We start from the raw sequence: 13,531 nt of genomic DNA on the forward strand, positions 1-13,531 counted from the left end.
GATAAATTAAATACTTGCATCCTAAACTTGATTGAAGACTCAATTTATAGAGTCAGTGCAACCCTTTAACGAATTTCGTACTTCTTCACTCCTTCACCACCTCCACCCACTTCCCATTCACTCCTGCATTAATGGTATTATCATACATCGCTCCGCAATAGGTTCCAGGTAAAAAATATTTACCGAGGTAAGCAGCATTCAGTTGTATATAATAAGTGAGGGCCTCATTTTCAGTTATATTGAAATACGTGTACACCCTGTCGTCTCTTATATCCTGGTAATCGAATGGGGAAGATTTAAAAGCGCTTTCAACATCCTGTGTGCGGGTGTTTAAAATTTCCCAGCCGCTGGGGAAAATCTGCGTAAGCGCCATCCGCTCATAATAACCACGCCTGCCGGGATTTCTAACCGTAACCTTTGCAATAAAATCGGCGCCCTGCATCATTTTAGTTACATCAATTGGTTTCAAATCTCTTGTGAGATAAGTTACATTTAATCCCAGGATAGCGGGATTATTATGCACCTGCAGGTTTTCGCCGGTTAAAGGCTGCCCTTCTGAAATGATTTGAACATACAACGTATTACTGCCTTTATTCGTTACCGTTATATTAGCTGCGCCTTTGCTTATATCCAGCGGCAACTGCGTTACGTAAGAAGATGAATTGATATTGATGGCTTTTCCGTTTACAGAGCCACCTGCCATTATTTTTGAACCTGAAGGATTTTTGCCACAATATTTTGCAATTGCAATTAATGAATAAGCGGTTGTTTGCGTGCTATACCAGGTATCTTCCGAAAGTTTTGCAGCAATGGTATTCACAAGATCCGATGCTAAAGTGCGTCTGCCCAGCAACGTTAGTGTTTCTAAAACCATGGCTTCATCTCTAAGATCAGAACCATAGGTAATGCCCGGTGAATGGTTGGTATTAAAAGTCAACGGCAGCCCGCTGATCAACTGCAATGCGGTATTGTCTTCGCCCGCCAGCTTGTACGCCGCAGCCAGCCTCCATTTCGCTTCGGGCGAAATATATTTAAATTCTTTCAGCCGGTTCATAGCGCCCAACTCCGGTGACTTTGCGAGCGCTAGCAAATAGAGCCGGTAGGCCTGCGTAAGATCGCCGCCATAGAAGTTATTGGTAGTGGGCATCCATGAAGTTGCCCTGTTGCGCTCAAATAGCTTCCATTCCTGCATTAATTGTTCACCCACGGTATACCCGTTTTGCTGTGCTTCCAGCAAGAAATTGCCGGCGTAGTTTGTGCCCCACTCATCACTTTCGGGTTCGCCGGGCCAATAGCTGAAACCACCATCGTTGCGTTGAAAATTGCGAATGGCCTCAATCCCGGCTTTTATATTTTTATCAATCTGCGCTTTACGGTAATCTGATAAATCGGTCAGCTGGTTTAATACCAACTGTGGAAATACAGCAGAGGTTGTTTGTTCAATACATCCATGCGGATATTCAATAAGATAGTCCAGTCTTTTTTCAAGATTCATTGCCGGAATGCCTGATATTTCAAGTACTGCTTTACTGGTTGAGAGAGTTCCTATCGGCGTTGCACTGGTAGTCCACTGCCCGCCTCCGGACAATATCTTCGAGCTAACCCTTGTTACAAAAGGATTGGGATTTCGCACATCAAGCTCCACATCATAATCTGCTTTTTCACCGCCGCCGGCAGCAACAAGTTTTACTTTTCCTATGCCAACGTTGGGCTTTACTTTCACATCAAAATAAATCATTTGTTCGCCGGTTTCGGTAAAATTCACTTCCTGCGAATTGGCGCCGGTTACCTCCAGGAAAGGGTTTGTTTGCAACGTAACATGTACATTTTTAATTTTATTATCCATTGCAAAAACGGTTACCGGAATTTTTATCGTTTCTTCCGGCCCGAGCACTCTTGGCAAAGTAGCCAGCAACATCAACGGTTTTTTTACACCAACCGCCTTTTCAGCGCTTCCATAACTGCCACGGTTAGCCGCAATTACCATCACCCTGACTGAGCCGATATATTGCGGCAATGTAAAATTATGCGTTGCCTTCTCCCCTTTACCAAGATGAAAAGGGCCAAGGTATTCTACAACGGGCTTAAATCGGTTTGCTTTTTTAGGTTGTATGGGGCCGTTGTTCCCTTCATCGCCGCCAATGGTAAGAATGCGCTCCAGGTTACCACCCCAAGCGCCTATCACGTAATCATACAAATCCCAGCTCTTTACTCCCAATGCTTCTTTCGCATAAAAATATTCATGCGGGTCTGGTGTTTTAAACCTGGTAAGGTCAAGCAATCCTTCATCAACAATGGCAATACTGTACGTCATTTCCTTTCCATTTTGCTCACTAACGGTAACGCTTGCCTGCTTTTCCGGCTGTATCGTTCCGGCCATATTTATAACCGGTTTTAAAAAAGTATTTTTATCCTCAATCATTACCGGCAACACTCCATACATTCTTATTGGCAAATCGTTTATCGTTTGCGCATGTGGCTGCAGCAGGCTTACATTTACATATATATTGGGCGACATGGTTTCCTCAGCCTTAAATTTCACTAACGTTTGGCCCTGTTCAGTCTCTACCCAGAAAGAACGGAGTACTTTACTTCCGGATTCGATACTGACCAATCCACGGCCGCCTTTGCTGCTCGGGATGGTAAGTGTAACCTCATCCCCCACATTGTATTTTTCTTTATCTGCTGTAAATGATAACATGGAGGCTGCAGTGGGATCATCAGTATTATTGCGGCTTTGCCAGTCGGGGCCGTCAACATATACCACATCACCAGTGATATGCCCGCTTTTAATATCTTTCACTAAAACAAGATATCTTCCCCAATCATTTTCCCCAACATTGAAGTTCCATTTGCCGGCACCGTTAGTTAAATGAACGGTTTCTGCTTTAATTAATTTGTTGTATTTATCCTGGGTAAAATTGCTGAGGTTATCGCCGCTTGCATCCCACCACCAGCGCCATTGAATTTTATAAAACTGCACTTCCACATCCTGTATGCCTGTAAGAGGATTTCCACGATTGTCTACATCAACAATCTGCACAGTATGCGTTTTCCCTGTTAATAAAAATCCCCAGGGCTTTTCACCTTCCGGCATTTTTACACCTACATAACTGGAGTATGGGCTGTAAGGAATCGTAACATTATCCACACTAAAACTTCCGCCGGGTTCAAAAACTTTTATCGCGAGGTTAGCATTTAATATTCCAGGTGCATTGTCATCCGTTTCAAAGTTTGGCTTTACGGTTGCCTTTCCCTCATCATCCAATGTTCCATCAAAAATTGTTTTGGTTTGCGTAGCGTATTTCGTTGTTGGATCATAAAAATCGTATCCTGCAAATTTTGAAAATGCTGTTCGGTTTATAAAAAGAGACGCATCAATTTTCGCCTTTAAATTTTTTGCAGTAGCGCCAAATAACCAATGTGCAGAGAGCGACCCTGCGTTTGAAGCATTTTTACCAAGCAAAGGATTTGTTCCAAAGTCAAGATCAATTTTTAACCGGTTAGGCATTACCGACTCCACTTTAATTCTTTTTTCAAATGTGGCGCCACCTACTTTAATTTTGGCCAGCCAGTTGCCTGTGGGTGCATTCTCCAGGGTTTTTGTTTTAAAAACATTAAAGCCTTCATTGGCATTTGTTTGAATTATTTGTTTGTATAACTGTCCCTGTGGCGTGTACAATTCAAACTGCACAGGATGATCTTTAGGAAGTTTACCATCCTTATCTTCCACGATGCAATTGATATACATGGAATCGCCGGGGCGCCAAACACCTCTTTCGCCAAATACAAATCCTTTAATACCGTTCTTTACCTCTTCACCGGAAATATCAAAGCGACTAAGCGGAAGGCTGCTGCCATCGTCCACTTAAATATCCTTTTTCATCATTCAGTTTGGCTATAATAAGATAGGGTTTCCGATTGCAATCAAACGTTGCAAAGCCATTATTATCACTGTTTACTTTTGCAATTATTTGTTGCTGGTAATCGAGCACCTGCAGTTCCACATTGGGAAGCGGATTGGTTGTCAAAATATCTGACACCGCAATTGTAATCGTATTGCTGGCCCCACGTTTAGCGGTAAGTCCAATATTGGAGGCGATAATGTTCCTTGTTGCCCAGCGATCTTTATTGTAATAAGATTTTGAGCAGGGATTATCACGCTGTTTCCAATTATAACCATAAGGGTAATAACTGTTATACCGCTTCCAGAATTCATCGTTATCATCTACGGTATTTTGTTGATCGTTGTCATAATAATCGTTATAATTATCTTCATCTTCATCATCTTTATTGGCTGAAGAATCAGCATGGCAGGTATATAAAGAATAATCGGGCCTGAAGCCGATGGTAACCCTGTAAATGGCGCCCGGTTCGGTTTTCAGGAACTTATCAATATCTAAAGAAAAGTTTTGCTTTTTATGCAAGTCAAGCGTTTTATCATCATCAAGTCGTAGCGTTTTTTGTACCACGGGCACGGCTACACGACGCAAATCTTCTTCACCATTTAAATCATTTCCCTGCAAAAACTGCGGAATATTATTCTCGTAAATTTTAATGATACTGATGTCGACTGCATTTAAATTAACCGCTTCAAAAGGCAAAACGAGATGGCCGGACTTAGGAAGTATATTTCCCCTGCCCTGTATCTTTACGGAGGGCAACCGGTTTTCAAAAAATACGTTTGCAGCATAACCTTTCTGCAAGGTATCGCCCCAGGTATTTTTTATTCCCGGGTTTACGCTAATGTTATAATCTCCATTGAAATTATCGCCGGTATATAGCTTTACTTCGCTTCCATTTATCGTATAAGTTATTTCCGGTTGATTACTTATCGTTATTAGGCCAGTAAGCTCCTGGCCGGTTGCAATGGGATCGCTAAACTGAACGGAGGCATATTGCTCAGCATCGTTCATTGCCATAATATTCAGCACCTTAAAATCTCCGACAGCAGGTACTTCTAAAGATTTGCTGTTTACGTTATCAATGCCTAATGGCTTGCCATTCCAGCTAAGCTGCATTTGTTGCGCCGTAGTTTCCCGTTGTATTGAAGTAACGGTAAAATTATGCGTCTTGGCGGCAGCGTTATGTTGCCAGCTAATTTGTAAATTCTTATCATTTTCTGTAGCGGTCAATATTTTTTCAACCAATGAATTGTCTTCAATATCTGCGGTTTCAATTTCACCTAACAACATCATTTTATCTTTCTGGTCATTACTTCTTAAGCCAAAACCCTGTACGGTAAATGCAGGTTTAATGGTCTTAATATTAAAATTAAATTCTTCGTACTTAGCAGGAACCTTGGTTACTTTACCAAGATTAAAAGTTACCTGGTATAATTTATCAGGAACCAGGTTTCCATCGGGCTTAAATTCAATCGTTCGTGCATCGAGCCAAATTGCTTTTCCTTTTACAGAGGGTGAAAAACTAAAAAGATCTTTATCAATTGGCTCTCCAACAGTGTGCGTGGTGGAAGCGTCCGCGGCCAGTTTAATTCTTATTAAAGTTGTTTTAGAAACAATTCCTGAGGTGTAAGCGTCAATGTATTGGCTGAAGGATGGATCAACCTCTACCAGTTTATTTTTTTTATTGCAAGAAATAAATATTGTAAAAAGAGAAATGAAGCAGAAAAAAATAAGGGAACGATTTTTCTTATTGACAATAAAGAAAAGGACTTTCATTAGCAAGATGATTTATGATAAAAGTCGCAAATTTTTATCAGGTAAACCAATTGCTTTAATATGAATTGAAAGAATTTAACCAGGCCGGAATATTAAAAATGAAATATGCCGCTATAGATTTAGTTTTTGCTTAAGCCAAGCTGGTGTTTTACCTTTTGGAGCAAATTGGTTACATCAAATGGTTTGGCAATAAAATCATCTGCGCCATATTCCGCAATAGTGGCAGCGGCACCAGGATGGGCAGAAAACATAATTATAGGAATGTGTTTTGTTTCATTATCTGATTTCAATTTCCTGCAAATATTTCGTCCGTCATGACCTGAAATGAGTACATCCAGCAGAATAAGGTCCGGCTTAAATGTTTCAATTTTTGGAAAGGTATTCTCGCCTTTTGTGGTAACTTCTACTTCAAAACCTTTCATTGTTAGAAGTATTTCCATCACCGAAAGGATATCAGTATCATCATCAACAACAAGAATTTTGGACATAATAATTTTTTATCTAATTGCAGTGGTGAGAATATGAAAATTGATAGTTAATTATTGACATTTTGTTTTTAAGCAAAATTCTCTTCATTTTTATAATAAAAGTTTTTTGCGATAGAATAGTTATAAATTCTTCTACTAATAATTCATTAACGCTTTTTCTCTAAAATTTGTTATATCGAACCAACAAAATGATTTAAAAAGCACTTAATATATATTAAATTATTTCATTAAAAAATGAACAGTATGACGAGCCAAGTTTATTAAAAATAGAAGTCAAAAATTATAAGTATGCCCATTTTTAAATCAGCAGTTTCAATTTTTGATTATTAATCAACCTCAAAATTTATTCCGAAAAAAACATTTACCAACAGATTTCTTAAAATGACAAAACTATTTCAATTTATTTTGAAGATTTTCGTTAATCGCTTCCAAAAATTCTTCTGTATATAAATAATCTGTACCGTGCGAAACCCTGCTACCACTAATGCACACAGCAAGGTCCTTTGTCATTTTCCCGCTTTCAACCGTTTCAATACATACTGCTTCAAGCGTATTGCAGAAATTAATTAGCTCATCATTATTATCTAATTTACCTCTAAAAGCAAGGCCTCTTGTCCATGCAAAAATTGAAGCGATGGGATTAGTTGAGGTGGGATTTCCCTTCTGGTATTCCCGAAAATGCCTGGTTACAGTTCCATGAGCGGCCTCGGCTTCCATAGTTTTACCGTCAGGGGTAATTAAAACTGATGTCATTAAGCCCAATGAGCCAAAGCCTTGTGCAATCGTATCGCTTTGCACATCGCCATCATAATTTTTACAGGCCCACACAAAATTTCCATTCCATTTTAAAGCGCTGGCAACCATGTCATCAATCAGGCGATGCTCATAGGTAATTCCTGCTTCATCAAATTTTGTTTTGAATTCCTCTTGATAGATTTCTTCAAAAATATCTTTGAACCTGCCATCGTATTTTTTAAGAATTGTATTTTTTGTAGAAAGATATAAAGGCCATTTTTTACTGAGCGCCATATTGAAACAACTTCTTGCAAACCCTTGTATGCTTTCATCTGTATTATACATACAAAGCGCTACACCATCTCCTTTAAAATTATATACATCAAAAGTCTGCGTTTCGCCGCCACCTTCCGGTGTAAAACTCATAGTGAGCTTACCTTTCCCCTTTATAACGGTATCGGTTGCACGATATTGATCGCCAAATGCGTGACGGCCAACAATAATGGGCGCCGTCCAGTTTGGAACCAACCTCGGGATATTTTTTATTACAATTGGCTCACGAAAAACAGTCCCATCCAATATATTCCTGATGGTGCCATTCGGGCTCTTCCACATTTGTTTAAGCTTAAATTCTTTCACTCTTAATTCATCAGGAGTAATTGTAGCGCATTTAATTCCAACACCACATTCTTTGATGGCGTTAGCAGCGTCTATAGTTACCTGGTCATTGGTTTCGTCGCGGTGCTCCATACCAAGATCAAAATATTTTATATTAAGATCGAGGTAAGGCAATATCAATTTGTCCTTAATAAATTTCCAGATGATTCTTGTCATTTCATCTCCATCAAGTTCCACTACAGGATTAGCGACTTTAATTTTTGTCATTTAATTCAAGGTTTTGTTTATTAAAAATGTCTGTAAAATTTAAAAATAATATCATGCAAATTAACTACAGATTTTTTATTACTTCATCAGCAAACTCACTTGTTTTAAGAAGTGTTGCATCTTTCATCAGGTTATAAAAATCAATAGTTACTTTCCTGTTTTTTATCGTTTTACCTATACCGTTAGTTATCAATTCGCCTGCCTCTTTCCAGTTCATATAATCCAGTAGCATCACTCCGCTTAATATTACCGAAGAAGGATTCATGGTATTGGTATTCGCAAATCTCGGAGCTGTTCCATGTGTGGCTTCAAACACAGCATGGCCGGTTAAAAAATTAATATTTGCACCTGGTGCAATTCCTATTCCACCCACCTGGGCGGCCAGTGCATCACTTATGTAATCTCCATTTAAATTCAGCGTAGCAATGACTGAATAATTTTGCGGAGCCAATAAAGCCTGTTGTAAAAAATTATCAGCAATGGCATCTTTAATAATTATTTTTCCGCCAATCTGTGCAATTCTCATTTCTTCATTGGCAACTGCTTCGCCGCTTTCTTTTTTGGTAGCTTCCCATTGATTCCACGTATAAACTTCGTTTGGAAATTCGCGAACAGCTAGCTCATATCCCCAGTTCTTAAATGCGCCTTCCGTAAATTTCATAATGTTTCCTTTATGAACAAATGTAACAGAAGGCAATTTGTTGACAATGGCATATTCTATTGCAGATCGTATCAATCTTTCAGAACCCTCCTTACTAACCGGCTTTATACCAAAAGAACTTGTTTGCGGAAAGCGGATTTTTTTCACATTCAATTCTTCCTGCAGAAACTTCAGTAATTTTTTTGCCTCAGGTGTACCGGTCATAAATTCTATTCCTGCATAAATATCTTCGGTATTCTCCCTGAAAATAACCATATTAACTTTCTCGGGCTGCCACATAGGAGACGGAACTCCTTCAAAATATCTTACGGGCCTTAAATTAACGAAGAGATCAAGCTCCTGTCTTAAAGCCACGTTCAGACTGCGTATTCCTCCGCCAACTGGCGTTGTGAGTGGACCTTTTATAGCTAATAAGTATTCCCTGAAGGCTTCCATGGTTGCAGCAGGCATCCACTCACCTGTAAGGTTAAACGCCTTTTCGCCGGCCAGCACTTCCATCCATTCTATTTTTCTCTTACCCTCATAAGCCTTTGCAACGGCCGCATCAAAAACACGGACACTTGCTTTCCAGATATCAGGCCCAATTCCATCTCCTTCAATAAATGGTATTACAGGATTATCAGGAACAATCAGCAAACCATCACCTCCCATTCTAATTTTTTTGGACATTATTTTATTTTAAAAATTTATAGCGCAATTCACCCAGCTGTCGTCGAATTTTACCCCTTTGTATTTTTTATAGAAATTAATCGCCGACTCATTCCAATCAAGTACCTGCCAAGCAATGCCACTCAATTTTCTGTCTTCCGCTTCTTCTAATAATTTATCAAATAATAACTTACCGATTCCTTTGCCCCTAAACTCTTCGCTCACTAAAATATCTTCAAGATACATACGCTGCCCCTTCCACGTAGAATAACGAATATAATATAAAGCAAAGGCTTCAACTTTGCCGTCCACTTCAGCCACAAATGCCCACCACACAGGATTTTGTCCAAAGCCGCTTTCTTCAAAATGTTCTAATGAAACGGTCATTTCCTGTGGTGCCTTTTCAAAAACCGCGAGCTCATATATCAGTTCCATCAGCCTTTTACAATCTTTTCTTTCTGCTTTTCTTATTGAAATATTCATCCATAATTATTTAAGAGCCTGGTCTAAATCGTTTAAAATGTCTTCTACATTTTCAATTCCGACGCTCATTCTTATAAGTCCATCGGTGATTCCATATTTTTCTCTCTTTTCTTTTGGTACTCCAAAATGAGTCATTGATGCAGGATGCGACAGAAGCGTATCGCATGTTCCCAAAGAAACGGCTCTTACGCACATTTGTAATTTATCTATAAACTTTTTTCCTGCAAGCAGTCCATCTTTTAATTCAAAGCTTAACATAGCTCCCGGATGTTTCATCTGTTTATTTGCTGTTGAATAATCAGGATGAGAAGTAAGACCAAGATAATTCACTTTTGCAATTGAATTATTTTGTTGCAAAAACTTAGCTACCTGCATGGCATTGTTACAATGACGTTCCATTCTTACTTCCAGCGTTTTCATTCCCTGGGTTAATAGAAATGCATCAAATGAGTTGGAGTTGCCTCCCAATAAACGATGCACTTTTTCCATACGGCCGTTCATAAACTCAAGATCCTTACCAACAATTACTCCCCCAATAGCGGTACCATGGCCATTTAAAAATTTGGTTGTAGAATGAAACACAAAATCAACATCATATTTAAAAGGTTGTTGCAGGTAAGGGGTGGCAAAAGTATTATCTACAGCCACTATTAAATTATTTCTTTTAGCCAGCTTCGTTAGTTCATCAATATCTACGCATTGAATGGTAGGATTAGCAGGAGTTTCCAGGTATAGCAATTTTATCCTGTCATCATTTTTTAACACCTCTTCGGCTTTATTTAAATCCCGCAGGTCAACTATTACCGTTTCTATTCCTAATTGCGGCAGCACTTTATCCATTAATTCCTGAGTGCCACCGTATAAGGAAAAATGGGATAAAATTTTATCACCACTTTTTAAAACACCCAACAGCAGAGCACTTATAGCGGCCATACCACTGGAATGCAGGATTGATTTTAATTGAAGTGGCTCGCCATTTTTAGTAATACCAAAACTTTCCAAAGCCGAAATTTTTTGTTCCGCCTCTGTCATTGTAGGATTGCCCCAACGGCTGTATATATAACCTTTCTCTTCACCATTAAAACGCCGCATGCCCTGGTCCGCAGTATCAAAAACATAGGTGCTGCTTGCATAAATAGGTGTAAGGTGAGCGTTATTACCATCGGCTTCGTGACCACTATGAATAGCTACCGAACCAAATCCCTTGAGAAAATCTTTTTGTGAAGGCATGTGTATAATTAATAAGCCAAAATAAAAAAATGAATATTTAAGTTTGGCAAAAGTAGTAAAAACATGAAGCAACTTTTGCAACAATATGCTGCATACAATCTTTGGGCAAATAAAACACTTATGGAAAGAATTGCTCAGTTACCGGAAGATATTATTTATAAAGAAACGAAAAGCAGCTTTTCAAGTATTTATAAAACGGTTATACATTTAATGGATGTAGAAAGTATTTGGTGGCAACGCTTAAAACTCCAGGAACATGTGGAGTGGCCCGGCGTAAATTTTAAGGGAAATTTTGAAGAACTTTCTAAAGAACTTTTATCCCTTTCCAAACAGTGGAGTGACTGGATATCCAATTCAAATGAAATTAATCTTACCCATGTTTTTGCTTATCACAATTCAAAAAAAGAATATTTTAAACAGCCAGTATTTGAAATGCTGGTTCATTTATTTAATCACCAGACTTTTCATCGCGGGCAATTAGTGACAATGATGCGGCAAAATGGAATTGAAAAAATTCCGGCAACAGACTTCATTGTCTTTTGCAGGAAGAAATAATTGTCACTTTGCTTCAGGTAATACTTCATCCAGCTTATTATCCTTAATGAATTTATCTTTTACTTCAGCAAATTCTGCCTGCAGTTTTATAGCCGCATTAAGAGCATCATCTGTTTTAGAATGAATTTCGGGAAGTTGTTTTTCGAGTAACCCGTTTCCAAGATTTATGTTTTCTGCTTCGAGCTGGGCAACTTTTTTCAGTAGTGAAGTTTGGCTGTTAGCCACGTCATCCAACTCACGAAGTATCTTTTCCATCAGGTGTAATTTTTCAGTTTTGTCCATGGTAATTTCTTTTTATTAAAAAATATTGATTAATAGATTCTATCTAATATGGTGCCATTGTATCGTTCTCAACGTATTTTAACTAAAGAAGACTTACAAAATTGATTTATTCAATAGCTGTGTGACAGAAACTGCGCATCTCTTATGAATTTGGAGTATCATACGCCCACTTCACCAGTGTTGCGCCCCACGTAAAGCCTCCGCCAAAAGCAGCCAATACAATAAGGTCGCCTTTCTTCAACTGGTTTTCCCACTCCCACAAACACAAAGGTATTGTTGCAGAAGTTGTGTTGCCATACCGTTGAATATTAATCATCACCTTATCCATACTTAATCCCATACGGTTGGCGGTTGCATCAATTATCCTTTTATTGGCCTGGTGAGGAACCAGCCATGCAATATCATCGCCCGTTAAATGATTTCTTTCCAACAATTCGTAGGATACATCTGCCATTCCTTTTACAGCAAACTTGAACACTGACGGTCCTTCCTGGAAGATATAATGTTCTTTTGCTAATACTGTCTCTACTGAAGCCGGCTTAGCAGAGCCACCGGCAACCATCTTAAGATATTCAGCACCGCTTCCGTCAGTTTTTAAAAGACTATCAAGTATTCCATATCCGTCTTCATTCGGTTCTAATAAAATAGCACCTGCGGCATCTCCAAAAAGTACACAGGTTTTACGATCGCTGTAATCTACAATGCCGCTCATTTTATCGGTACCAACCACCACCACTTTTTTATAACGGCCACTTTCAATTAAAGATGCTCCTGTTGTTACTCCAAATAAAAACCCGGAACAGGCTGCTGAAAGATCGAATCCAAATGCATTAACAGCCCCAATTTTATAAGTTATAATATTTGCGGTTGCAGGAAACGTCATATCAGGCGTAACAGTGCAGCAAATAAGACAATCAATTTCCACAGGATCTATTCCTCTTTTTTTACAAAGCTCCAACACCGCGGGAATTGCCATCTCTGAAACCCCTTTATTTTCTCCTTTAAGAATTCTTCTTTCTTCAACACCCGTTCTCGATTTTATCCATTCATCATTGGTGTCAACCATCGTTTCAAGCTCAGCATTAGTAAGTCGGTAATCGGGAACATAGCCTCCAACGGCTGTAATCGCGGCTGTAATTTTTTTATCCATTTATTCAATCAGTCTTTTTTGAGGGGATAAAAATACAACATACTTTATTATCAGCTTCGATTGTGAAGTAAGGCGAATATTTTTATATGGCATCATTACAGTGAATTACTTATTTTTGGCACTCTTAAAAAATGTATGATAGCATATTTATCAGGCAAATTCTTGTATAAAACTCCAACCGTTGTTTATGTGGATGTGCAAGGTTTAGGGTATGAAGTAAATATTAGTTTAAACACCTATTCTCACATTCAAAAATTAAACGAAGGAAAACTATATACTTACATGCAGGTAAAGGAAGATGCGCATACTTTGTATGGATTTTTTGATTCAATGGAAAAAGAAATGTTTGTAATGTTGATAAGTGTTTCCGGCGTGGGTGCAGCAACGGCAAGAATGATGTTGTCTCATTTAAAGCCTGAAGAAATCAGTAAAGCAATCCTGCAAAACAATGCTTCTTTATTGGAGAGCGTGAAAGGTATCGGTAGAAAAACAGCCGAACGACTCGTTCTTGAACTTAGAGATAAAATGTCAAAATTATCATCAACTGAACCTTTAAATACAACTGTTGGCAATACTTTGCACCAGGATGCGTTAAATGCATTGGTGGCCCTTGGAATCGGAAAGCCAGTTGCCGAACAATCAATTAAAAAAATCGTAATTTCCAACCCAACAATAAACAACCTTGAAGAATTAATAAAAAAAGCCCTAAAAGCTATTTGACAGAAATCTACCT

Annotated in this window: 11 protein-coding genes; 2 read left to right on the forward strand and 9 right to left on the reverse strand. The window is 38.7% G+C overall.

Translation table 11 applies throughout. From position 1 onward, the window contains the following. Positions 1–85 precede the first annotated feature (85 nt). From FW778_RS05660 to FW778_RS05690, 7 genes are all read right to left on the reverse strand, one after another. A complete protein-coding gene (locus tag FW778_RS05660; RefSeq protein ID WP_150413625.1) occupies positions 86–3,868 on the reverse strand; it encodes an alpha-2-macroglobulin family protein in 3,783 nt (1,260 codons plus the stop codon). Further along, the gene (locus tag FW778_RS05665; protein WP_150413626.1) at positions 3,840–5,681 is read right to left on the reverse strand and encodes a hypothetical protein; all 1,842 of its coding nucleotides are present in this window, start codon (positions 5,679–5,681) and stop codon (positions 3,840–3,842) included. Before FW778_RS05665 ends, FW778_RS05660 begins: the two co-directional genes overlap by 29 nt. Before the next feature lie 119 nt (positions 5,682–5,800). After that, complete coding sequence (locus FW778_RS05670) at positions 5,801–6,169, reverse strand: response regulator (protein WP_150413627.1); 369 nt, start codon at positions 6,167–6,169, stop codon at positions 5,801–5,803. Between the two features lie 390 nt (positions 6,170–6,559). After that, a complete protein-coding gene (locus FW778_RS05675) occupies positions 6,560–7,789 on the reverse strand; it encodes an isocitrate dehydrogenase (NADP(+)) (protein WP_150413628.1) in 1,230 nt (409 codons plus the stop codon). Positions 7,790–7,853: 64 nt separating this feature from the next. Continuing rightward, the gene (gene icd, locus FW778_RS05680) at positions 7,854–9,119 is read right to left on the reverse strand and encodes an NADP-dependent isocitrate dehydrogenase (protein WP_150413629.1); all 1,266 of its coding nucleotides are present in this window, start codon (positions 9,117–9,119) and stop codon (positions 7,854–7,856) included. A 9-nt stretch (positions 9,120–9,128) separates the two neighbouring features. Continuing rightward, a complete protein-coding gene (locus FW778_RS05685) occupies positions 9,129–9,581 on the reverse strand; it encodes a GNAT family N-acetyltransferase (RefSeq protein WP_150413630.1) in 453 nt (150 codons plus the stop codon). Between the two features lie 6 nt (positions 9,582–9,587). Continuing rightward, on the reverse strand, positions 9,588–10,811 hold the full coding sequence (locus tag FW778_RS05690) for a trans-sulfuration enzyme family protein (RefSeq protein WP_150413631.1): 1,224 nt from the start codon (positions 10,809–10,811) through the stop codon (positions 9,588–9,590). Between the two features lie 63 nt (positions 10,812–10,874). Between FW778_RS05690 and FW778_RS05695 the strand changes: the two genes are divergently transcribed. Next, on the forward strand, positions 10,875–11,366 hold the full coding sequence (locus FW778_RS05695) for a DinB family protein (RefSeq protein ID WP_150413632.1): 492 nt from the start codon (positions 10,875–10,877) through the stop codon (positions 11,364–11,366). A 3-nt stretch (positions 11,367–11,369) separates the two neighbouring features. Here FW778_RS05695 and FW778_RS05700 read toward each other — a convergent pair whose 3' ends face one another. Together FW778_RS05700 and FW778_RS05705 are read right to left on the reverse strand one after the other, a co-directional pair. Beyond that, complete coding sequence (locus FW778_RS05700; RefSeq protein ID WP_150413633.1) at positions 11,370–11,648, reverse strand: hypothetical protein; 279 nt, start codon at positions 11,646–11,648, stop codon at positions 11,370–11,372. 142 nt (positions 11,649–11,790) lie between these two features. Beyond that, entirely contained in the window at positions 11,791–12,798 is a 1,008-nt protein-coding gene (locus FW778_RS05705; RefSeq protein ID WP_150413634.1) for a beta-ketoacyl-ACP synthase III, read from the reverse strand. A 135-nt stretch (positions 12,799–12,933) separates the two neighbouring features. Between FW778_RS05705 and ruvA the strand changes: the two genes are divergently transcribed. After that, on the forward strand, positions 12,934–13,518 hold the full coding sequence (ruvA, locus tag FW778_RS05710; RefSeq protein WP_150413635.1) for a Holliday junction branch migration protein RuvA: 585 nt from the start codon (positions 12,934–12,936) through the stop codon (positions 13,516–13,518). Positions 13,519–13,531 lie beyond the last annotated feature (13 nt).

The organism is Ginsengibacter hankyongi, assembly GCF_008710285.1.
In the GTDB taxonomy this organism is placed as follows: domain Bacteria; phylum Bacteroidota; class Bacteroidia; order Chitinophagales; family Chitinophagaceae; genus Ginsengibacter; species Ginsengibacter hankyongi.

Bases quoted from the DNA above. Each gene is read 5' to 3' on its own strand.
- FW778_RS05675 (WP_150413628.1), bottom strand. From the start codon at position 7,789: ATGACAAAAATTAAAGTCGCTAATCCTGTAGTGGAACTTGATGGAGAT.
- FW778_RS05705 (WP_150413634.1), bottom strand. From the start codon at position 12,798: ATGGATAAAAAAATTACAGCCGCGATTACAGCCGTTGGAGGCTATGTT.
- FW778_RS05695 (WP_150413632.1), top strand. From the start codon at position 10,875: ATGAAGCAACTTTTGCAACAATATGCTGCATACAATCTTTGGGCAAAT.
- FW778_RS05670 (WP_150413627.1), bottom strand. From the start codon at position 6,169: ATGTCCAAAATTCTTGTTGTTGATGATGATACTGATATCCTTTCGGTG.
- FW778_RS05665 (WP_150413626.1), bottom strand. From the start codon at position 5,681: ATGAAAGTCCTTTTCTTTATTGTCAATAAGAAAAATCGTTCCCTTATT.
- FW778_RS05685 (WP_150413630.1), bottom strand. From the start codon at position 9,581: ATGAATATTTCAATAAGAAAAGCAGAAAGAAAAGATTGTAAAAGGCTG.
- icd (WP_150413629.1), bottom strand. From the start codon at position 9,119: ATGTCCAAAAAAATTAGAATGGGAGGTGATGGTTTGCTGATTGTTCCT.
- ruvA (WP_150413635.1), top strand. From the start codon at position 12,934: ATGATAGCATATTTATCAGGCAAATTCTTGTATAAAACTCCAACCGTT.
- FW778_RS05700 (WP_150413633.1), bottom strand. From the start codon at position 11,648: ATGGACAAAACTGAAAAATTACACCTGATGGAAAAGATACTTCGTGAG.
- FW778_RS05690 (WP_150413631.1), bottom strand. From the start codon at position 10,811: ATGCCTTCACAAAAAGATTTTCTCAAGGGATTTGGTTCGGTAGCTATT.